This window comes from Cedecea lapagei (genome assembly GCF_900635955.1).
GTDB lineage: Bacteria > Pseudomonadota > Gammaproteobacteria > Enterobacterales > Enterobacteriaceae > Cedecea > Cedecea lapagei.
The window spans coordinates 1,133,095-1,152,684 of record NZ_LR134201.1 but is presented as its reverse complement, the minus strand read 5'-3'; the positions used below and the strand labels follow the sequence as shown (position 1 = coordinate 1,152,684).

The 19,590-nt window shown below is 56.8% G+C and carries 19 protein-coding genes; 11 read left to right on the top strand and 8 right to left on the bottom strand.

The genetic code is table 11. The annotated features are described in order from the left end of the window. Nucleotides 1-53 precede the first annotated feature (53 nt). Nucleotides 54-1,088: an outer membrane protein assembly factor BamC gene (gene bamC / locus EL098_RS05680; protein ID WP_126355377.1), complete on the bottom strand. Its 1,035-nt coding sequence runs from the start codon at nucleotides 1,086-1,088 to the stop codon at nucleotides 54-56. Between the two features lie 16 nt (nucleotides 1,089-1,104). Next, nucleotides 1,105-1,983 (bottom strand): 4-hydroxy-tetrahydrodipicolinate synthase, encoded by an 879-nt coding sequence (gene dapA / locus EL098_RS05675; protein WP_126355376.1) that lies wholly within the window; start codon nucleotides 1,981-1,983, stop codon nucleotides 1,105-1,107. Nucleotides 1,984-2,130: 147 nt separating this feature from the next. Here dapA and EL098_RS05670 point away from each other — a divergent pair, with 147 nt between their 5' ends. Together EL098_RS05670 and bcp are read left to right on the top strand one after the other, a co-directional pair. Next, nucleotides 2,131-2,685 (top strand): glycine cleavage system transcriptional repressor, encoded by a 555-nt coding sequence (locus EL098_RS05670; RefSeq protein ID WP_164716781.1) that lies wholly within the window; start codon nucleotides 2,131-2,133, stop codon nucleotides 2,683-2,685. Nucleotides 2,686-2,700: 15 nt separating this feature from the next. Further along, complete coding sequence (bcp, locus tag EL098_RS05665) at nucleotides 2,701-3,171, top strand: thioredoxin-dependent thiol peroxidase (RefSeq protein WP_126355374.1); 471 nt, start codon at nucleotides 2,701-2,703, stop codon at nucleotides 3,169-3,171. Nucleotides 3,172-3,215: 44 nt separating this feature from the next. Here the strand turns inward: bcp and EL098_RS05660 are convergent, their stop codons facing one another. Beyond that, entirely contained in the window at nucleotides 3,216-4,292 is a 1,077-nt protein-coding gene (locus EL098_RS05660) for an AI-2E family transporter (RefSeq protein ID WP_126355373.1), read from the bottom strand. 203 nt (nucleotides 4,293-4,495) lie between these two features. Between EL098_RS05660 and bepA the strand changes: the two genes are divergently transcribed. Together bepA and arsC are read left to right on the top strand one after the other, a co-directional pair. Next, nucleotides 4,496-5,959 carry a beta-barrel assembly-enhancing protease gene (gene bepA / locus EL098_RS05655; RefSeq protein WP_126355372.1) on the top strand — a complete coding sequence of 488 codons (1,464 nt, stop codon included), beginning with the start codon at nucleotides 4,496-4,498 and terminating at the stop codon, nucleotides 5,957-5,959. Between the two features lie 11 nt (nucleotides 5,960-5,970). Further along, complete coding sequence (gene arsC, locus EL098_RS05650) at nucleotides 5,971-6,327, top strand: arsenate reductase (glutaredoxin) (RefSeq protein ID WP_126355371.1); 357 nt, start codon at nucleotides 5,971-5,973, stop codon at nucleotides 6,325-6,327. Nucleotides 6,328-6,358: 31 nt separating this feature from the next. Here arsC and opgB read toward each other — a convergent pair whose 3' ends face one another. Then, nucleotides 6,359-8,665, bottom strand: coding sequence for a phosphatidylglycerol--membrane-oligosaccharide glycerophosphotransferase (opgB, locus tag EL098_RS05645; RefSeq protein ID WP_232012324.1), 2,307 nt, complete (start codon nucleotides 8,663-8,665; stop codon nucleotides 6,359-6,361). 416 nt (nucleotides 8,666-9,081) lie between these two features. On the opposite strand from opgB, the gene ahpC reads away from it, so the two are divergent. Further along, on the top strand, nucleotides 9,082-9,645 hold the full coding sequence (gene ahpC / locus EL098_RS05640; RefSeq protein WP_008460202.1) for an alkyl hydroperoxide reductase subunit C: 564 nt from the start codon (nucleotides 9,082-9,084) through the stop codon (nucleotides 9,643-9,645). Between the two features lie 76 nt (nucleotides 9,646-9,721). After that, entirely contained in the window at nucleotides 9,722-11,290 is a 1,569-nt protein-coding gene (gene ahpF, locus EL098_RS05635; RefSeq protein ID WP_126355370.1) for an alkyl hydroperoxide reductase subunit F, read from the top strand. Between the two features lie 84 nt (nucleotides 11,291-11,374). On the opposite strand, the gene cysS is transcribed toward ahpF, so the two are convergent. Next, nucleotides 11,375-12,760 (bottom strand): cysteine--tRNA ligase, encoded by a 1,386-nt coding sequence (gene cysS, locus EL098_RS05630; protein ID WP_126355369.1) that lies wholly within the window; start codon nucleotides 12,758-12,760, stop codon nucleotides 11,375-11,377. A gap of 175 nt (nucleotides 12,761-12,935) precedes the next feature. Here cysS and ppiB point away from each other — a divergent pair, with 175 nt between their 5' ends. The 4 genes from ppiB (at nucleotide 12,936) to purK (ending at nucleotide 15,867) form a co-directional block, all read left to right on the top strand. Next, the gene (gene ppiB, locus EL098_RS05625; RefSeq protein WP_126355368.1) at nucleotides 12,936-13,430 is read left to right on the top strand and encodes a peptidylprolyl isomerase B; all 495 of its coding nucleotides are present in this window, start codon (nucleotides 12,936-12,938) and stop codon (nucleotides 13,428-13,430) included. After that, on the top strand, nucleotides 13,430-14,152 hold the full coding sequence (gene lpxH / locus EL098_RS05620) for a UDP-2,3-diacylglucosamine diphosphatase (RefSeq protein ID WP_126355367.1): 723 nt from the start codon (nucleotides 13,430-13,432) through the stop codon (nucleotides 14,150-14,152). The genes ppiB and lpxH overlap by 1 nt, the downstream gene beginning before the upstream one ends. Nucleotides 14,153-14,290: 138 nt before the next feature. After that, nucleotides 14,291-14,800 carry a 5-(carboxyamino)imidazole ribonucleotide mutase gene (gene purE / locus EL098_RS05615; protein ID WP_038480306.1) on the top strand — a complete coding sequence of 170 codons (510 nt, stop codon included), beginning with the start codon at nucleotides 14,291-14,293 and terminating at the stop codon, nucleotides 14,798-14,800. Next, entirely contained in the window at nucleotides 14,797-15,867 is a 1,071-nt protein-coding gene (gene purK / locus EL098_RS05610) for a 5-(carboxyamino)imidazole ribonucleotide synthase (RefSeq protein WP_126355366.1), read from the top strand. Before purE ends, purK begins: the two co-directional genes overlap by 4 nt. A gap of 142 nt (nucleotides 15,868-16,009) precedes the next feature. Here purK and EL098_RS05605 read toward each other — a convergent pair whose 3' ends face one another. Together EL098_RS05605 and EL098_RS05600 are read right to left on the bottom strand one after the other, a co-directional pair. After that, on the bottom strand, nucleotides 16,010-16,429 hold the full coding sequence (locus EL098_RS05605) for a helix-turn-helix domain-containing protein (protein WP_126355365.1): 420 nt from the start codon (nucleotides 16,427-16,429) through the stop codon (nucleotides 16,010-16,012). Next, a complete protein-coding gene (locus EL098_RS05600) occupies nucleotides 16,426-16,737 on the bottom strand; it encodes a type II toxin-antitoxin system HigB family toxin (protein ID WP_126355364.1) in 312 nt (103 codons plus the stop codon). Before EL098_RS05600 ends, EL098_RS05605 begins: the two co-directional genes overlap by 4 nt. Nucleotides 16,738-17,021: 284 nt before the next feature. Here EL098_RS05600 and mnmH point away from each other — a divergent pair, with 284 nt between their 5' ends. Further along, the gene (gene mnmH, locus EL098_RS05595; protein WP_126355363.1) at nucleotides 17,022-18,119 is read left to right on the top strand and encodes a tRNA 2-selenouridine(34) synthase MnmH; all 1,098 of its coding nucleotides are present in this window, start codon (nucleotides 17,022-17,024) and stop codon (nucleotides 18,117-18,119) included. Here the strand turns inward: mnmH and EL098_RS05590 are convergent. Beyond that, nucleotides 18,109-19,317 (bottom strand): MFS transporter, encoded by a 1,209-nt coding sequence (locus EL098_RS05590; RefSeq protein WP_126355362.1) that lies wholly within the window; start codon nucleotides 19,315-19,317, stop codon nucleotides 18,109-18,111. The two genes, mnmH and EL098_RS05590, sit on opposite strands and share 11 nt — an antisense overlap. Between the last annotated feature and the right edge of the window lie 273 nt (nucleotides 19,318-19,590).

Sequence of the window (19,590 nt, the reverse complement as noted above, 5' to 3'; positions counted from 1 at the left end):
TTTAATACATAAGGCCTAAATAAGAAGGGCCGGAATTAACCGGCCCTCCTGTGTTACTTGCTGAATGCCGCCTGGAAGACAGCGACCAGCGCATCGTTCTGAGCCTGCGTCAGCGGATGCCCTTTCGGGTCGATGAACTGCAGGCTGCTGCGGTTATCGAGGTCGCCAACCTGCAGCTTATAGTCACCGTTCACGAGACCCGGATCTTTCGCTCCGAGGTCGCTCCAGCTGCTGTCAGACAGCGACTTGTAGGTCACCGCGATATTGCCCTGAGAGCGTGTCGTATCGGTCACCTTCATGCCCGCTTTTTCAAGCGCGGCCGGCAGGCGGGTCCAGACGACGTTAAATGGCGCACGCACGACAAGCATCGGCAGGCCGGTGTCATCCGCAGCGCTCTGCACATCAAGCTGGCTCGAACTGCGGTTATCCTGCGCGTTCTGACGCGAGGTTTCAGACTTGTCGAGACCCGCACTGATGACGTTCAGCATCTGCGCGCTGTAGCGCTGCAGAGAGGAAGCGTCGGCTACCGGCTTGCCGCCCTGCTCAAGGTTCAGCAGTTTGACAACAACGGACTGCTGATAGCCCTGCGGCTGCACGGTAATCTGGTAGCGTCCACGATACTGTACGTCTTCGTCAGCACGGTTCCACTGTACCCAGTCGGTGGTCAGGGTTTGGCCGGCATCGTTGCGTTGGGCAATCGTGTAGTTGCCGGATTGCAGAACGCTCACCACCTGAGACCACAGGCCGCTCGCCTTACTGCCTTCAACCTGCAGCGTGGCGGTATCACCGGTAAACTGGGTGCGAGCCCCGTTTACCAATGCCAGCGCCTGCGCCGGTGGGCGAATATCCAGCTGCTTGCCTACTGCGCCGCTGCCGTTAGTGACCGGAATGTTGTAGTCGCCATTCTGAATCGGCAGGATCATCCCCGCCGGAGAGTGGATTTCCGCAAGGGGGGTTGCGTCCAGGTAGGACTCATCGCCGCTCACCTGACGCTTGTAACGCTGATCGGAACTGCACGCCGCTAACAGCATGGCGAGCGAAACAACAGCAACTTTTGCCACCGTCGACTTCTGTACTGAGTAAGCCATCAAATCTCCCTAAGCTTTACAGCAGACCGGCATGCTTAAGCGCGCTAATAATCACCGGGCGACTGGCGTCGGTCAGCGGCGTCATTGGCAGGCGTAAGGTATCGGTTGCCACAAGACCCAACTCCCTGGCGGCCCATTTCACCGGGATAGGGTTGGGTTCAACAAACAATTTATGGTGCAGCGGCATCAGACGCTGATTAATTTCGCGAGCCTGTGCAAATTGCCCTGAGGTGGCCAGTTTACACATTTCCGCCATCTCACGCGCGGCTACGTTTGCGGTCACGGAAATCACGCCGTGGCCGCCAAGCTGAATAAAGTCCAGCGCGCTGGCGTCATCGCCGCTTACCAGAATGAAGTCATCTTCAACCAGCTCTTTGATCTGGTTTACGCGGCTTAAGTTCCCGGTGGCTTCTTTGATACCGATAATATTTTTGATTTTCGCCAGGCGGCCTACGGTCTCCGGCAGCATATCGCAGCCGGTACGAGACGGCACGTTATACAGCATCTGCGGCAGACTGGTGCTTTCAGCAATCGCTTTAAAGTGCTGGAACAGCCCTTCCTGAGTAGGACGGTTGTAATAAGGGGTGACCGTCAGGCAGCCTACAATGCCGCTGTCCTGCAGGTGATGGGTCAGGGAAATTGCTTCGGAAGTGGCGTTAGCGCCGGTACCGGCAATAATCGGGATACGCCCGTCCGCCAGTTCAACGGTAAGCTTCACTACGTCGACGTGTTCATCGTGGCTTAAGGTAGCCGATTCGCCGGTAGTCCCTACCGAGACAATCGCCGACGTTCCGCTGGCGACATGGTAATCAATCAGTTTTTTCAGGCTGGAACGGCAGACATGACCTTTCTCATCCATCGGCGTAATTATCGCGACAACACTTCCCGTAAACATTAGCCACCCTCTGTGCAAACATGTTCTCCCAATGTTACGTTTTGTGCCCTGACAAAAGCAAGCTGCCAGAAGGCGCTAAGCGGTTGGCAGCTTACTTTTTTTATGCTTTCCTAATGTGAATCTCACCGATTGACAGGAAGAACACGCTTGACACCCTCATCACACCATTATTTGGTTATCACAGCCCTGGGCGCGGACCGTCCTGGTATCGTCAACACGATTACCCGCCACGTGAGCAGCTGCGGCTGCAACATCGAAGACAGCCGTCTTGCCATGCTGGGTGAAGAGTTCACCTTTATCATGCTGCTTTCCGGCAGCTGGAACGCGATAACCCTGATCGAATCTACCCTGCCGCTGAAGGGCGCGGAGCTCGATCTGTTAATTGTGATGAAACGCACCGTCGCGCAGGATAGACCGGCCACGCCCGCCACCGTGTGGGTGCAGGTCGAAGTGGCGGACTCCCCTCACCTGATTGAGCGCTTTACCCACCTGTTTGATACTCATCAGATGAACATTGCCGAGCTGGTTTCCCGCACTCAGCCTGCCGAGAACGGCGTAGGGCCGCGCCTGTATATTCAGATCACCGCCCACAGCCCAGGTTCACAGGATTCAACAATTATCGAGCAAGCGTTTAAAGCCCTATGTACAGAACTGAATGCAGAAGGCACTATTAACGTGGTTAACCCACAGCAAGATGATTAAAGACGGAGAGTAGTGATGAGCCCACTGAAAGCCGGTGATAGTGCACCGAAATTTAGCTTGCCCGATCAGGACGGCGAACAAGTAAATTTAACCGACTTCCAGGGACAGAGAGTTCTGGTTTATTTCTATCCTAAAGCGATGACACCAGGCTGCACCGTGCAGGCATGTGGTTTGCGCGACAACATGGACGAGTTAAAAAAGCGTGGCGTGGAAGTGCTGGGCATCAGCACCGACAAGCCGGAAAAACTTTCCCGTTTTGCCGAGAAAGAGCTGCTGAACTTCACCCTGCTTTCTGATGAAGACCACCAGGTTTGCAGTCAGTTTGGCGTGTGGGGCGAGAAAACATTTATGGGCAAAACCTATGACGGCATTCACCGTATCAGCTTCCTGCTGGACGGCGACGGTAAAGTGGAAAAGGTGTTTGACGATTTCAAAACCAGCAACCACCACGATATCGTTGTGAACTGGCTGACTGAAAACGCCTGAGAACAAACAAAAAGCCGACGGAAATGTCGGCTTTTTTCTTGCTGTTATTCCCGGGTGACGGCGTCATCCACCAGCGAAGCATCCGGCCAGGCATGCACCACGGCTTTAATCAGCGTTGCCAGCGGGATAGCGAAGAACACGCCCCAGAACCCCCACAGCCCGCCGAAAATCACCACCGACAGAATAATCACCAGCGGATGCAGGTTCACCGCCTCCGAGAACAGCACCGGCACCAGCAGGTTGCCGTCCAGCGCCTGAATAATCAGGTAGACGCCAAACAGGGTCCAGAACTCGGTGCCCAGGCCAAACTGGAACAGCGCCACGCAAATCACCGGGATGGTGACGACAAACGCGCCGATGTACGGAATAAGCACCGAGAAGCCCACCAGCACCGCCAGCAGCAGCGAATAGTTCAGCCCGAAGACGATAAAGCCGATATAGGTCGCCACGCCCACGACGATCATCTCCAGCACTTTACCGCGAATATAGTTGGTGATTTGCTGGTTCATCTCCAGCCAGACCTGCCCCGCCAGGCCGCGGTTGCGCGGCAGAACGCGACGCACGGCGTTCAGCATCTGCTCTTTATCCTTCACCAGGAAGAACACCATCAGCGGCACCAGGATCAGATAGATGGCCAGCGTCAGCAACCCAACTAAAGAGGCCAGCGAGAATTTCACTACCTGGTCGCCCATGCCTGACAGGCGTCCGCGGACGTTTTCGGCCATGGCGTCAATAATGCCCGCGTCCACCAGCGCCGGATAGCGCTTCGGCAGCGTCGCGGCAAAGTCAGAGAGCTTGTTGAGCATCCCCGGCATATCGCGAATCAGGTTGATCCCCTGCTGCCAGGCAACGGGCGCCACAACCAGCACCACCAGCAGCAGAATACCGACAAACAGCACCAGCACGATGGTCGCCGCCCACGTTCGGGAACAGCCGACGCGTTCGAGACGCGCCGTGGGCCACTCGAGCAAATAGGCCAGCACAATGGCGACCAGCAGCGGCGCCAGCAGGCCGTGAAGGAAGAACAGAATGCAAAAGCCCGCCACAAGAATCACCAGCAGCGCAATCGCCTCCGGATCGCTGAAACGACGGCGATACCACTGCAACAACATGTCGAGCATACATCCCTTCCGTGAAGTTTTTTTTGATGCCGAATTGTAGCGAAATGCCACCGCAAAGACTTTGCTTTTTACGGCGGATTACAAAGGGAGAATCCAGCAAATAAAATCTTCGCAGCTTCAACGCCCTACAGTACACTTCTTTAAGCGAATAAACTTGTACTCATCGTGTCAAAATCTGACAGCGACTCAACGGGACAGTAATTATGGTTAGGCAGTTGAAAAAGACCCTGATTGCAACACTTACGGCCGCACTGCTGGCGGGAAGTACCCTTCCCGTACGCGCGGACGTGGCTGACCAGCTCCCCGATATGGGGACATCCGCAGGCAGCACGCTGTCTATCGCCCAGGAGATGCAGATGGGCGACTTCTACGTCCGTCAGCTGCGCGGCAGCGCGCCGCTGATTAACGATCCGTTACTGACGCAATACATCAATTCTCTGGGTATGCGGCTGGTCAGCCACGCCAGCTCGGTGAAAACGCCTTTCCACTTCTTCTTAATCAATAACGACGAAATTAACGCCTTCGCCTTCTTTGGCGGCAACGTGGTGCTGCATTCGGCGCTGTTCCGCTATGCTGATTCAGAAAGCCAGCTGGCCTCGGTGATGGCTCACGAAATATCCCACGTGACCCAGCGCCACCTGGCCCGTGCGATGGAAGACCAAAAGAAAAATGCGCCGCTGACCTGGGTGGGCGCGCTGGGATCAATTCTGCTGGCAATGGCCAGCCCGCAGGCCGGGATGGCCGCGCTGTCCGGTACGTTAGCCGGGACCCAGCAGGGCATTATCAGCTTTACCCAGCAGAACGAGCAGGAGGCAGACCGCATTGGCATTCAGGTGCTGCAGCGTTCAGGCTTTGATCCGCAGGCGATGCCGGGCTTCCTGGAAAAACTGCTCGATCAGGCGCGCTACTCTTCGCGCCCGCCGGAAATCCTGCTGACTCACCCGCTGCCGGAAAGCCGCCTCGCGGATGCCCGCAACCGTGCAAACCAGATGCGTCCGGTGGTGGTGCAGTCCTCAGAAAGTTTCTATATGGCGAAGGTCCGCACCCTGGGAATGTATAACTCCGGGCGTAACCAGCTTACCCAGGATCTGCTGGATAACTGGGCAAAAGGTAACGTGCGTGAGCAAAACGCAGCTCAGTACGGACGAGCGATTCAGGCTTTGCAGGCCAGTAAATATGACGAGGCCAGAAAAACGCTTCAGCCGCTGCTTACCGCCCAGCCGGCAAACCCCTGGTATCTCGACCTGGCGACGGATATCGATCTCGGCCAGCACAAAGCCAACGAGGCGATCGCCCGGCTGAAAAACGCCCCGGACCTGAAGAACAACCCGGTCCTGCAGCTTAACCTCGCCAACGCCTGGCTTGAAGGCGGGCAGCCCGCAGAAACAGTAACGCTGCTTAACCGCTACACGTTCGCCCACCCCGACGATAGCAACGGCTGGGATCTGCTGGCTCAGGCGCAGGGGAAATTAGGCAACCGCGATCAGGAGCTAGCCGCGCGCGCCGAAGTGATGGCGCTAAATGGCCGTCTGGATCAGGCTATTTCGCTGCTCGGCAGCGCCAGCTCTCAGGTGAAGCTCGGCAGCCTGCAACAGGCCAGATACGACGCCCGTATCGATCAGCTGCGCCAGCTACAGCAGCGCTTTAAACCTTATATGAAGATGTAACAGGAGTCCGTATGTCCACGAAGGTCGAAATTTACCACAACCCACGCTGCTCCAAGAGCCGTGAAACGCTGAACCTGCTAAAGGAAAACGGCGTAGAGCCGGAAGTCGTGCTCTATCTGGAGACGCCTCCGGACGCAGTAACTATTAAGTCGCTGCTGAAGAAGCTGGGCTTCACCAGCGCACGTGAACTGATGCGCCGCAAAGAGGACCTCTACAAAGAGCTAAAGCTGGATGACGCCAGCCTTAGCGAAGAGGCGCTGATCGAAGCGATGATTGAGCACCCGAAGCTTATCGAGCGCCCTATCGTTCTCGCCAACGGGAAAGCCCGTATTGGCCGCCCACCTGAGCAGGTGCTCGAGATCCTCTAACCTGCCCGCCCGTTCCCCTCCCGGGAACGGGTTAGCCGCTCACCGGCACAATTTTCAGCTCGGCTAACCCTACGCCCAGCTTACGTGGATCGTGCCCCAGAATATTGCCCTCGTTGGACAGCTGCGGCTTCGGTGGCTCAATGGTCAGCACCTTGCTGCCTTCAGGGTTAGCAAAGCGCAGCGTAACGGTGGAGAGCTGGTCGCCAAAGGTGATGGTCTGCTCTTCCTCGCCAACCTTCACCGAAACCGGCTCGCCGACGTTCGGGCCAAAGGCTTTCGCCACCAGCACCAGATCGAACGTTGTCGGCAGCGGATCCTGATACTCAATGGTCACCACCGGTGCCATGTTGGCGTTTGACCAGCGGCCCCAGGCTTCCGGACGCGAAATGCCGCTGAACTGCTTCACGCTCTGCGGCGCACCCGCCACGTTGAAGATAAAGCTGTCCGCCTGGTAACGAATGCTGTTTTCATCCGCCTTCAGCAGGGCAACATTATTTTTGAAGCGCGCATTGCTCAGCGTTTGCTCGTCAAACTGGACGTTGTATTCGTCCAGCGGTTTGTCCACCAGCCGCACCGTTGGTTCCCCGCCAAGCTGCCCCTGCGCCACGCACAGCCCGGTAGAAAGCGCGAGCTGCGGCTCCCACAGACGCGCCATTTTGTAGCAGCGGTCGGCCCAGATAAACCGATCGTCACTTTTAAAATCGGCCAGCTGATAACGCAGCGGCGCGGAATATTCACTTTCCGGCAGCGGCTCAATTTTACCTTTGCCAATTTTCAGCAGCAGCGGCAGCTTGAAGTGCGCGCCGGAATAGCTGAACGTGTTCTTCCTCCGATCGATGCTGTAGCGGCTGATGGTTTTCGGGAAGTTCCACAGGTCGATAACGTCCGGCTTCCACTCGGTGACCTTATCCTTCAGGTTGGTAAAGACCATCGACAGCGACTCGCCGGACAGGCTGCTGCGCCCCAGGCCGATGTAGTTCCCGCCGCCGAGGATATCCAGCACCGTGGCGCCGTTATCCATCGTATTACGTTTCACCGGCTTCAATTCTGCCTGCGGTTTATCGCCGCGAATCACAAAGAACAGGTTCTGCCTGTCCTGCTTCGTCAGATACTTATACGCCGTGTTGTTCATCGCCAGGTGGTCGGAAGAGACCACGATCACCGTGTTGCGGAAATAAGGCGAGGCTTTGATTTTTTCGATCAGCGCCGCAATGTGCTCCTGGCTGCAGGAAACGGCGCTGAAAGAGCGGTTTTCTTTGCCCTCATAGCTGTAGCTGCGGCGGTTACAGGTGCGCGAGATAAAGCCGTCCGGGTGATGGGTGTCGACCGTCAGCGCAAACAGCGAGAAGCGCTTCCCGGCTTTAGAAAGCTCGATAAACTTGTCATAAGCTTCGTCCAGCACCGTATCGTCGTAAAAGCCCCAGTTATTCTTGTAATTCGGGTCGGCCACCATCCCCTTCAGCTCCTGCGCGCCGTACATATGCTCGAAGCCGTGGGACTGCAGGAAGATATCTTTGCCGGCAAAGCGCAGGTCAGCGCCCTGAATAAAGTAGTTTTGATAGCCGGATGCCTTAAGAATATCGCCGAGGCAGATATTCTTCGGGAAAAAGCTCGACATCGACGCCGAAGAGTTTCCCTCAAACGGCGCAAACAGCGGGATCCCGCACTGCGAGGCCACAATGCCCGCAATGGTGTAGTCCATGCCCGCCATCTGTGCGGTATGGCTGAAATCTATCGCCTGGCTCTTCAGGGCATTCAGCTCGGGGGCCAGGCCGGGAAACGCCTGCTCATCAAAATAGGTGCGTTCCAGACTTTCGCCGTAGATATAAACCAGATTGAGCTTTGGCTGCTTAATGGTGCCTTCCGGGACTTTATACCAGTCGGCAAAGTCAGACGTGCCGGTGCGGGTCTGGGATTTAATCAGCGACACCACCTGCTGGTAGGCGGGCGTTGTTTTTATCGAAAACAGCGCCAGGAACAGCGCCAGGGCGCTGTAGCCCAAATGGTGCGGATGGTTCTTACGGCGTAAAATCCAGGTCAGACCGCCAAAAATGGCAATCAGCCCGACGGCGAGGCCCAGCCCCGGCAGAATGTATTTGCCGACGCCCGCGCCGGTCATGCTGCTGGTGAGCGTATAGAGCACCGCGTCGTTAATCCCTTCGCCGGTAAAATAATTACTGGCCAGCAACGTGACGTTAAGCACGATAAACAGGCCGAGCAGCAGCAGGATGATCGTCAGCCACCAGATATTTCGACCGGCTTTTACCGCATATACGGCAATAGCCGCCAAAAACAGCACTAAAGAGAGCAATTCGGACAACACCAGTACCTCAGCCATCGCGCAGCCTGGCGCGATTTTTCATGCAGAAAAATAACAGCCGGTAATTTAACCTCACCGTCATATTGCTGCAATTCACCTGACATTACTTTGCGCATGGCATCGACTTTTCAGATTTTGCACCGTAGGTGAGGGCTGAGGACTTTTAATAGCTTCCGGCTATTACAACCATCGCTACTACAACGAACCGGGGAATTGACCTTTTTACCGCTTAGATGCTGTAATTTCGCCGCTGTTATAATTTTTTAAAGTGGAATTGTAACGCGCAACACCGGCCACCCTCGCAACGGGTGGCCTTTTTTATGCCCGCAGAAAAGGCTGTTAGGAAATACCTCTTGATTCAATAAAGCCTACCCATTAGTGACCCAGCTCAAAGTTCGGTACCTTTCTCCCATCGCAAAACGGAGGAAGTTTAAATGTCTTTAATTAATACCAAAATCAAACCATTCAAAAACCAGGCTTTTAAAAACGGCGAATTCGTTGAAGTTACGGAAAAAGATACCGAAGGCCGCTGGAGCGTTTTCTTCTTCTACCCGGCTGACTTCACTTTCGTTTGCCCAACTGAACTGGGCGACGTGGCTGACCATTACGAAGAACTGCAGAAGCTGGGCGTAGACGTTTACTCCGTCTCTACCGACACCCACTTCACCCACAAAGCGTGGCACGGCAGCTCTGAAACCATCGCTAAAATCAAATACGCGATGATCGGCGACCCAACCGGCGCGCTGACCCGTAACTTCGAAAACATGCGTGAAGACGAAGGTCTGGCAGACCGCGCAACCTTCGTTGTTGACCCACAGGGCATCATCCAGGCTATCGAAGTGACCGCCGAAGGCATCGGCCGTGACGCTTCTGACCTGCTGCGTAAAGTGAAAGCTGCTCAGTACGTAGCTTCTCACCCAGGCGAAGTGTGCCCGGCTAAATGGAAAGAAGGCGAAGCGACTCTGGCTCCATCTCTGGACCTGGTCGGCAAAATCTAAGTTTTACCCGCGTTACCCTCTTTTATTTTACGGCTACTTAGGTAGCCGTTTTTTCTCGCCACCAGGGAGACTGACCATGCTCGACACAACAATGAAAACCCAGCTCAAAGCCTATCTTGAGAGACTAACGAAACCTGTTGAGTTGATTGCCACGCTGGACGACGGCGCGAAATCATCTGAAGTAAAAGAACTGCTGGCGGAGATCGCTGAGTTATCTGACAAAGTTTCTTTCACCGTTAATAACGACCTGCCGGTGCGCAAGCCGTCGTTTTTAATCACTAACCCAGGCTCAAGCCAGGGCCCGCGCTTTGCCGGCTCTCCGCTGGGTCACGAATTCACTTCCCTGGTGCTGGCATTGCTCCAGGTCGGCGGTCATCCGTCCAAAGAGTCTCAGGATCTGCTGGCGCAAATCCGTGAGATCGACGGCGACTTCCACTTTGAAACCTATTACTCCCTCTCCTGCCACAACTGCCCGGACGTTGTGCAGGCGCTGAACCTGATGAGCGTGCTGAACCCGCGCATCACCCATACCGCTATCGACGGCGGCGTTTACCAGAATGAAATTCAGGAACGCAACGTGATGGGCGTGCCAGCCGTCTACCTGAACGGCAAAGAGTTTGGCCAGGGCCGCATGACCCTTGCCGAAATCGTCGGCAAAATTGATACCGGCGCGGAAAAACGCGCGGCGGAAGCGCTGAACCAGCGTGAAGCTTACGACGTGCTGATCGTCGGCAGCGGCCCTGCGGGCGCGGCGGCGGCGGTTTATGCGGCGCGTAAAGGCATCCGCACCGGCCTGATGGGCGAGCGCTTCGGCGGCCAGGTGCTGGATACCGTGGATATCGAGAACTACATTTCCGTGCCAAAAACCGAAGGCCAGAAGCTGGCGGGGGCGCTGAAAGCCCACGTTGACGATTACGACGTGGACGTTATCGATACCCAAAGCGCCAGCAAGCTGATCCCGGCGAAAAGCGAAGGCGGCCTGCACCAGATCCAAACGGCGTCCGGCGCAACGCTCAAAGCCCGCAGCATTATCGTGGCCACCGGCGCAAAATGGCGCAACATGAACGTGCCTGGCGAAGACCAGTACCGCACCAAAGGCGTGACCTACTGTCCGCACTGCGACGGCCCGCTGTTTAAAGGCAAGCGCGTGGCGGTGATCGGCGGCGGTAACTCCGGCGTGGAAGCGGCTATTGACCTGGCGGGCATCGTCGAGCACGTGACCCTGCTGGAATTTGCCCCGGAAATGAAGGCCGACCAGGTGCTGCAGAACAAAGTTCGCAGCCTGAAAAACGTCGATATCGTGCTTAACGCCCAGACGCTGGAAGTGAAAGGCGACGGCAGCAAAGTGACCGGCCTGCAGTACAAAGATCGCGTTACCGAGAGCGTGCATGACGTTGCCCTGTCCGGCATCTTCGTGCAAATCGGCCTGCTGCCGAACACTAACTGGCTGGAAGGCAGCGTGGAGCGCAACCGCATGGGTGAAATCATCATCGATGCGAAATGTGAGACCACCGTGAAGGGCGTATTCGCCGCGGGCGACTGCACCACCGTGCCTTACAAACAGATCATCATCGCGACCGGCGAAGGCGCTAAAGCTTCCCTGAGCGCGTTTGATTACCTGATTCGCACTTCAGCACCTGAATAAAGCACCTGCCAATAAGGCCGCGCTACAGCGGCCAGCCATAAAAAAAGCGGCTCATTGAGCCGCTTTTTCATATATGAAATAAAGTTACTTACGACGCCAGGTCGTGCCGCCCGCGCCATCTTCCAGCACGATGCCCATCTCGTTCAGACGGTCACGCGCCTGGTCCGCCAGCGCCCAGTCTTTTGACTTACGCGCATCGTTACGCTGCTTGATCAGCGCTTCGATCTCCGCCACTTCGCCGTCGTCCGCCTGCGCGCCGCCCTGCAGGAACTGCTCCGGATCCTGCTCCAGCAGGCCCAGAATCGCGGAGAGCTTACGCAGCTCCGCCGCCAGGCCGTTGGCCGCCGCAGGATCTTCCGCTTTCAGGCGGTTCACTTCACGAGCCATATCAAACAGCACGGAGTAGGCTTCCGGGGTGTTGAAGTCGTCGTCCATCGCTTCGCGGAAGCGGGCTTCAAAGGCTTCGCCGCCAGCAGGAGCAACGCTGCTGTCTGTCCCGCGCAGCGCGGTGTAAAGACGCTCCAGCGCCGAGCGAGCCTGTTTCAGGTTCTCTTCGCTGTAGTTCAGCTGGCTGCGGTAGTGGCCGGACATCAGGAAGTAACGCACGGTTTCCGCGTCGTAATACTTCAGCACGTCACGCACGGTGAAGAAGTTGCCCAGCGATTTGGACATCTTCTCGCGGTCAACCATCACCATCCCAGAGTGCATCCAGGTGTTGACGTACTCGCCGTCGTGGGCACAGGTAGACTGCGCGATTTCGTTCTCGTGGTGCGGGAACATCAGGTCAGAGCCGCCACCGTGAATATCAAAGTGGTTACCCAGCTCTTTGCAGTTCATGGCGGAACATTCGATATGCCAGCCCGGACGGCCTTCGCCCCACGGAGAAGTCCACGCAGGCTCGCCCGGCTTGGACATTTTCCACAGCACGAAGTCCATTGGGTTACGCTTCACGTCAACCACGTCAACGCGCGCGCCGGCCTGGAGCTGGTCCAGATCCTGGCGAGACAGCAGGCCGTAATTCGGATCGGTCAGCACCGAGAACATCACGTCGCCGTTCTCAGCCACATAGGCGTGATCGCGCGCCAGCAGCTGTTCAACAATTTCGATGATTTCCGGGATATGCTGGGTCGCACGCGGCTCGCTGTTCGGGCGTGAAATGTTCAGCGCGTCGAAATCTTTGTGCATTTCCACCACCATGCGGTCCACCAGCTCAACAAAGCCTTCGCCATTTTCATGGGCGCGCTTGATGATTTTATCGTCGATATCGGTGATGTTACGCACATAGTTCAGGTCATACCCCAGGAAACGCAGGTAGCGGGCCACGACGTCAAAGGCAACAAAAGTACGGCCATGGCCGATGTGACACAGATCGTAAACGGTGATACCACACACGTACATGCCTACCCTTCCGGCATGAATAGGTTTGAATTCCTCTTTTTGGCGAGTCAGTGTATTAAATATTTTTAACATCAGGGGATTCCATGTAAGCGTGTGGAAGAATACTCCGGGTTATCTTACCCGATTATTTTCCCCAACGTCAGCCTGCTTTGCATTACTGACTATGATGTAGCGTTATGCTATAACAGCGTGCTGGTACGACGGCACCGTTTGCTGTCGTACTCTCTGACACTCATAGGATGCAAGCATGGTTACTTTTCACACTAATCACGGCGACATCGTCATCAAAACTTTTGATGATAAAGCGCCTGTTACCGTTAAAAACTTCCTGGACTACTGCCGCGAAGGCTTCTACAACAACACCATTTTCCACCGTGTGATCAACGGCTTTATGATCCAGGGCGGCGGTTTCGAACCGGGTATGAAGCAGAAAGCGACTAAAGACACCATTCAGAACGAAGCGAATAACGGCCTGAAAAACACCCGCGGTACGCTGGCAATGGCTCGTACCCAGGCTCCGCACTCTGCTACCGCACAGTTCTTCATCAACGTTGCCGACAACGACTTCCTGAACTTCAGCGGCGAAAGCCTGCAGGGTTGGGGCTACTGCGTATTTGCAGAAGTGGTTGAAGGGATGGACGTGGTTGAGAAAATCAAAGGCGTTTCCACCGGCCGCAGCGGTATGCACCAGGATGTACCGAAAGAAGACGTTATTATCGAAAGCGTAACCGTAAACGAATAATGTCGACGCTGTTTATTGCAGATTTACACCTCTGCTCAGAAGAACCGGCGATCACCGCCGGTTTTCTGCGTTTTTTGGCCGGTGAAGCTCGTAAGGCAGATGCACTTTACATCCTCGGCGACCTGTTCGAAGCCTGGATTGGCGATGACGACCCGGAACCGCTGCACCAGCAAATCGCCGCCGCGATCAAAGCGCTGGCTGATTCAGGCGTGCCCTGCTACTTCATCCACGGCAACCGCGACTTCCTGCTCGGCAAACGCTTCGCCAAAGCCAGCGGCATGACGCTGCTGCCGGAAGAGAAGCTGCTCGACCTCTATGGCCGCAAAGTGCTTATTATGCACGGCGACACGCTATGTACCGACGACGAAGGCTATCAGGCGTTTCGCCGCAAGGTTCACCAGCCGTGGCTTCAGGCGCTGTTTCTTGCCTTCCCTCTGTTTATACGCAAACGCATTGCCGCCCGGATGCGCGCCGGCAGCAAGGCCGCAAATAGCAGCAAATCTATGGCCATTATGGACGTTAATCCGCAGGCCGTGGTCGACACCCTCACCCGCCACAATGTTCAATGGCTGATTCACGGGCACACTCACCGCCCGGCAATCCACGAGCTTACCGCCAACGGGCAACCCGCTTTCCGCTGCGTGCTTGGCGCATGGCACGAAGAAGGGTCGATGATCAAAGTGACCGCGGAAAACGTCGAGCTGATACACTTTCCTTTCTGATAACTAAGCCCGCTTTTTGCCGGTTAGCTAACCACGCAACCGTTTTCCTTGCCGGAAGTTCGTGCTATTCTCTGAGCCCTTCTGAGCGGGCGCCCGACGCCCGATGATGTCTGCACACCCACAGGAGTTTTGAGACGCATGTCTTCTGAGCACACCCCGGCGCGTATCGCCATTGTTATGGGTTCCAAAAGTGACTGGGCCACCATGCAGTTCGCCGCTGAAATCCTTACCGCCCTGAATGTCCCTCACCATGTCGAAGTCGTCTCCGCCCACCGTACGCCGGATAAGCTTTTCAGCTTTGCCGAGCAGGCCGAAGCCAATGGCTACCAGGTGATCATCGCCGGAGCCGGGGGCGCAGCGCACCTGCCGGGTATGCTGGCCGCAAAAACCCTGGTCCCGGTGCTGGGTGTGCCAGTCCAAAGCGCTGCTCTGAGCGGCGTGGACAGCCTTTATTCTATCGTCCAGATGCCGCGCGGCATTCCGGTCGGCACGCTGGCCATCGGTAAAGCCGGGGCCGCCAACGCCGCCCTGCTGGCCGCGCAGATCCTGGCCCTGCATGACGCCGACCTGAGCCAGCGCCTGGCCACCTGGCGTCAGACCCAGACCGATGAAGTGCTGGACAATCCGGACCCACGGAGTGAAGCATGAAGCGCGTCTGTGTCTTAGGTAACGGCCAGCTGGTGCGCATGCTCCGCCAGGCCGGTGAGCCGCTGGGCATCGCCGTTTACCCTGTCGGGCTGGACGCCGAGCCGGAAGCCGTGCCGTTCGCCCAGAGCGTGATCACCGCCGAGATTGAGCGCTGGCCGGAAACCGCCCTCACCCTCGAGCTGGCGCGCCATAACGCGTTCGTGAACCGCGATATCTTCCCGATCATCGCCGACCGCCTGACGCAAAAACAGCTGTTCGATAAGCTCGGTCTGGCCACCGCGCCGTGGCAGCTGCTTGCCGGCAGCCACGAATGGCAGGACGTGTTCAGCAAGCTTGGCTCTCTGGCGATTGTGAAGCGCCGCGTCGGCGGCTACGACGGCCGCGGCCAGTGGCGCTTACGTGCCGATGAAACCGACCAGCTGCCGGAAGAGTGCTACGGCGAATGCATCGTCGAGCAGGGCATTAACTTCTCCGGTGAGGTTTCTCTGGTCGGCGCGCGCGGCCACGACGGCAGCACGGTCTTCTATCCGCTGACCCACAACCTGCACCAGGACGGCATTCTGCGCACCAGCGTTGCCTTCCCGCAGGCCAATGCCGAACAGCAGCGCCAGGCCGAAACCATGCTTACCGCCATCATGCACGAGCTGGGCTACGTCGGCGTGATGGCGATGGAGTGCTTCGTCACGCCAGCCGGCCTGCTGATCAACGAGCTGGCTCCGCGCGTACATAACAGCGGCCACTGGACGCAGAACGGCGCCTCCATCAGCCAGTTCGAACTGCACCTGCGCGCCATCGTTGATTTGCCGCTGCCGCAGCCTGTCGTTAATGCCCCGTCGGTGATGGTGAACCTGATCGGCACCGACCTGAACTACAACTGGCTGAAGCTGCCGCTGGTGCACCTGCACTGGTACGACAAAGAAGTTCGTCCGGGCCGCAAAGTCGGTCACCTCAACCTGAACGACAGCGATACCGATCGCCTGAGCGCCTCGCTGGAAGCCCTGGTTCCCCTGCTGCCGACGGAATACGCCAGCGGCATTGCCTGGGCGCAGAGCAAGTTGGTGAAGTAAAACCGCACCTCGTCTGACCCTCTTTTTGACTTTAGAGGGTCAGACCTATTTCCTTCAGTGACAGACGGCTAAATGACGCAAAACAGCGGGCAAAGGCAGGGGTTAATGCAAAAACCCCCAATCTTTCGATCAGGGGACTGTTTTACGCGTCCAGGAATGAGCTGGGCGGAATGTTGAAGCGCCGCGCAAGTGCTTTCATGTGCTCCAGCGTTAATGAGCGAGTCCCGTTAAGGATACGGCTCACCAGCGATTTCTTGCCAATCTCTTCCTCAAAATCACTCTGAGTCAGTTTGTGCTGGTCCATCAGGACACGCAGCAGGGCCACGCCGCCCGGTAACGCTGCAATACGGTCGTTAAACTCTGCGAACTCTTCCGCCTCATCTTCATACTGGGCAATTTTCGCAACCAGCATCTCCACCAGCGGATGATCTGGCTCGTGTTCAATCAGGTATTCAACCAGCGTCAGCGCGTCTTCATAGTCCTTGCGAGAGGCATTGCCCCCCAGGAGGGGGACAATGCTAACCAGGCTGTTTGCCGCCTGGATAGCATCGGTGTACATCATTCTTTTGTTCTCCGGTAAAAATCTGTCAGTTTGTCGTATTCGTCGTGTGCGGTTATGTGCTTTATAAAGATTTTCCCACGTTCAAAATCAGCAAAAAACATCACCCTTAAATTCCCACCGCCAACATTGATCACCCACCACTTCTCCCGATATTTCATTCTGTCCAGCGAGGCAAATCGTTTCTTCATTTCGTCCGGTGAAGTGTAGTTCTCTGCCTTCAAAGTCCGGTATACGTCGTCCAGTGCCGCTGCATGATTAGGGAATTGCCTGGTGGCTGTATCGAAAGGTGCTCTCGATACAACGTGCATCCTTCGCTCTCCTTGTGTTTCCATTCTGGAAACATAATATCGCACTACTGCCGGGTTGACAATTTGGAAACTAAAAATTATACGTGCCTCTGCAATTCATACTCTCCATACAGGGCTCACATCTGCAAATTAACCCCGTCAGTGAGGCACAGACTGGCCGTTTTGATGAATGGTTGGACGACATAAGGCCGGTAACTGTCGCCCCGGTTAGCCCTGCCCCTTTCCTTTGCGCGACCAGAAGCGCACAATCCCCACGTTTCGCCGCTTCAGACTAAGGTTATGCCATGGAAAAACGCCCCAACACGCAGGATTACGACCGCCTGCTGCTCAACGACATTCCGCTGATTGACGTTCGCGCCCCGGTAGAGTTCGCTCAGGGAGCGATGCCCGCTGCCCATAACCTACCGCTGATGCTCGACGATGAACGCGCTCAGGTCGGGACATGCTATAAGCAGCAGGGTCAGCAGGCCGCCGTTGAACTGGGGCATAGGCTGGTCAGCGGTGAGCTTAAAGCCAGCCGGGTAGAACGCTGGCTCGAGAGCTGCCGACAGCAGCCGGAAGGCTATTTATGCTGCGCCCGGGGCGGGATGCGCAGTCACATCGTACAGCAGTGGCTGCGGGAAAATGGCATCGAATATCCACTGGTCACCGGCGGCTACAAAGCCCTGCGCCAGCGTGCCATGCAGGTAATCGACACCCGTTCTCAGTGGCCGATGATTATCGTCAGCGGCAACACCGGCTGCGGCAAAACTATTCTGATCCGCTCGCAGCCGACGGGCGTTGACCTTGAAGGCCTGGCGCACCATCGCGGCTCGTCGTTTGGCCGCACGATTGTCGCCCAACCTTCTCAGGCAAGCTTCGAAAACAACCTCGCCGTCACCCTGCTTAAAATCAGCCCAACCGAGCCCAAAACGCTGATTGTAGAAGATGAAGGCCGGATGATTGGCTCCCGCCATATCCCCGAAGCCTTCAGAGAACAGATGCTGCACTCGCGCATCGTGGCGATCGACGATCCGTTCGAGCTGCGGCTGGAGCGCCTCAAAAACGAATACTTCCAGCAGATGAGCGAGGCGTTTTTATCCGTCAGCGATGAAGAAACCGCCTGGCGTGATTACGCCGAGTATCTGCACCACGGGCTGTTCGCCATCCGCCGCCGCCTGGGCATGGAACGCTTCCAGCAGTTCACCGCCAGGCTGGACGAGGCGTTGATAACCCAGCGGAAAACCGGCTCCTGCGAAGGCCATCTGGCCTGGCTGTCGCCGCTGCTGAAAGAGTACTACGACCCGATGTACCGCTATCAGCTCAGCCAGAAGGCCGACCAGATAGTCTTCCGGGGAGATTACCAGCAGGTCGAAGCCTGGCTGCGCAACGTTAACGGTTAGCCGATTTATCCCCTGCGGAGAGCGCCAGCCCCAATCCGGTTACCGCCAGCAAGACCAGAGGAATGCCCACCGCCCACGGCAGCGTAAACGAAAGCGCGAACAGTGCCGTGCCGGTGGCTGGCCCCACCGATCCCTGCAAATCGCTCACCACCGAAAGCGCAGCCATATAGGTCGCGCGTAACCGCGCCGGGGCTAACTTGTTCACCGCCGTCGGGATCAGCGGGCCGGTCATCATCTGGGACAGCGAATAGAGGCAGACCGCCATCACCAGCGTCACGACGTGTGGATGTGCCAGCAGCAAAACAAAGGCGGTGATTAGCGCCAAACCCGCGCTGAGCGTGATGAACAATGCAGATCGTCGGGTAAACAGCTTCGTTAAGGCCAGCTGGCCAACCGTATTAATCCCCGCGCCAAACGCGAACAGATAGCCGATGCTGGCGGCGCTCATCCCCATCTGATTGCTGGCGTACAGCGGCATGACGGCCTCCACCCAGCTCCCGGCGACACCCAGCAGCAGCACCCAAATCAGCAGCCCGGCCAGGCGGCGGTCCCGAAACGCGGGCAGCAACGCGCTGAGCCCCTCTTCATCGTCGGCCTCGTCGTCCACCCCAGCGGCCAGCGGACGCGTTTCCGCCAGAGAGATCGCCAGCATCAGGCCGCCGACCACCATTACCGAACCTCCGGCCAGAAAAACGTAGCCCAGCCCCTCTTGCACCAGCACCGTACCCAGCAGCGGCCCGGCTATAGCGCCCGCCCCGGAACACACGCGCATGATGCTGAACTGGCGTCGGTGCTCCGCAGCTGGCGTGGCGTCCGCCACAATGGTGTATATGGTCGGGTGCAGCACCGATTCAAACAGGCCGATGACGATCAGCACTGCGGCAGCCGCAAAGACGCCGTGCGCAAAGAACAGCGCGATAAAGCCCGCCCCGACGCCGGTCGCCGAAATGATCAACACGGGCCTTCTGCCCACCCGATCGGCAATGCCGCCGATAAATGGCGCGGCCAGCAGCTCGCCCCCGGCGTAGCAGCCGAACAGCAGGCCAATAAACTCCACCGGGATAGCGGCAGACTGCTGCGCCCACAGCGGGAAAAAGGGCACAATCGCGCCGTCGACCAGGCCGACAATGAAATAGAGGATAAAGCCCAGAACGTGGGGCCTGCGGTACGCAATAAGAGGGGATGTAAACAGTGCCATGATATTACCCAAGTACAATTACCCCGAATAGCGGGGAGAATATGTACGTTGGATAACGTTAACGTTTACGACTTACGAGAAGCTGGGGCGATACTAGCGAATAGCCTGGGAAAGGGCAACTGTGAGATTTGGGGGCTGGTGGTGGGTGGGGGATTGGGGTAGTTTTTTGTTTGGGGAATTATTGTTGAGAGGGTGGCACTTAAAAAGCATTTACTTGTAGATAGATTTTTTGTCTGCTTAGTGCCAGAAGCGGACGTTGCGTTGAGTTCCTTT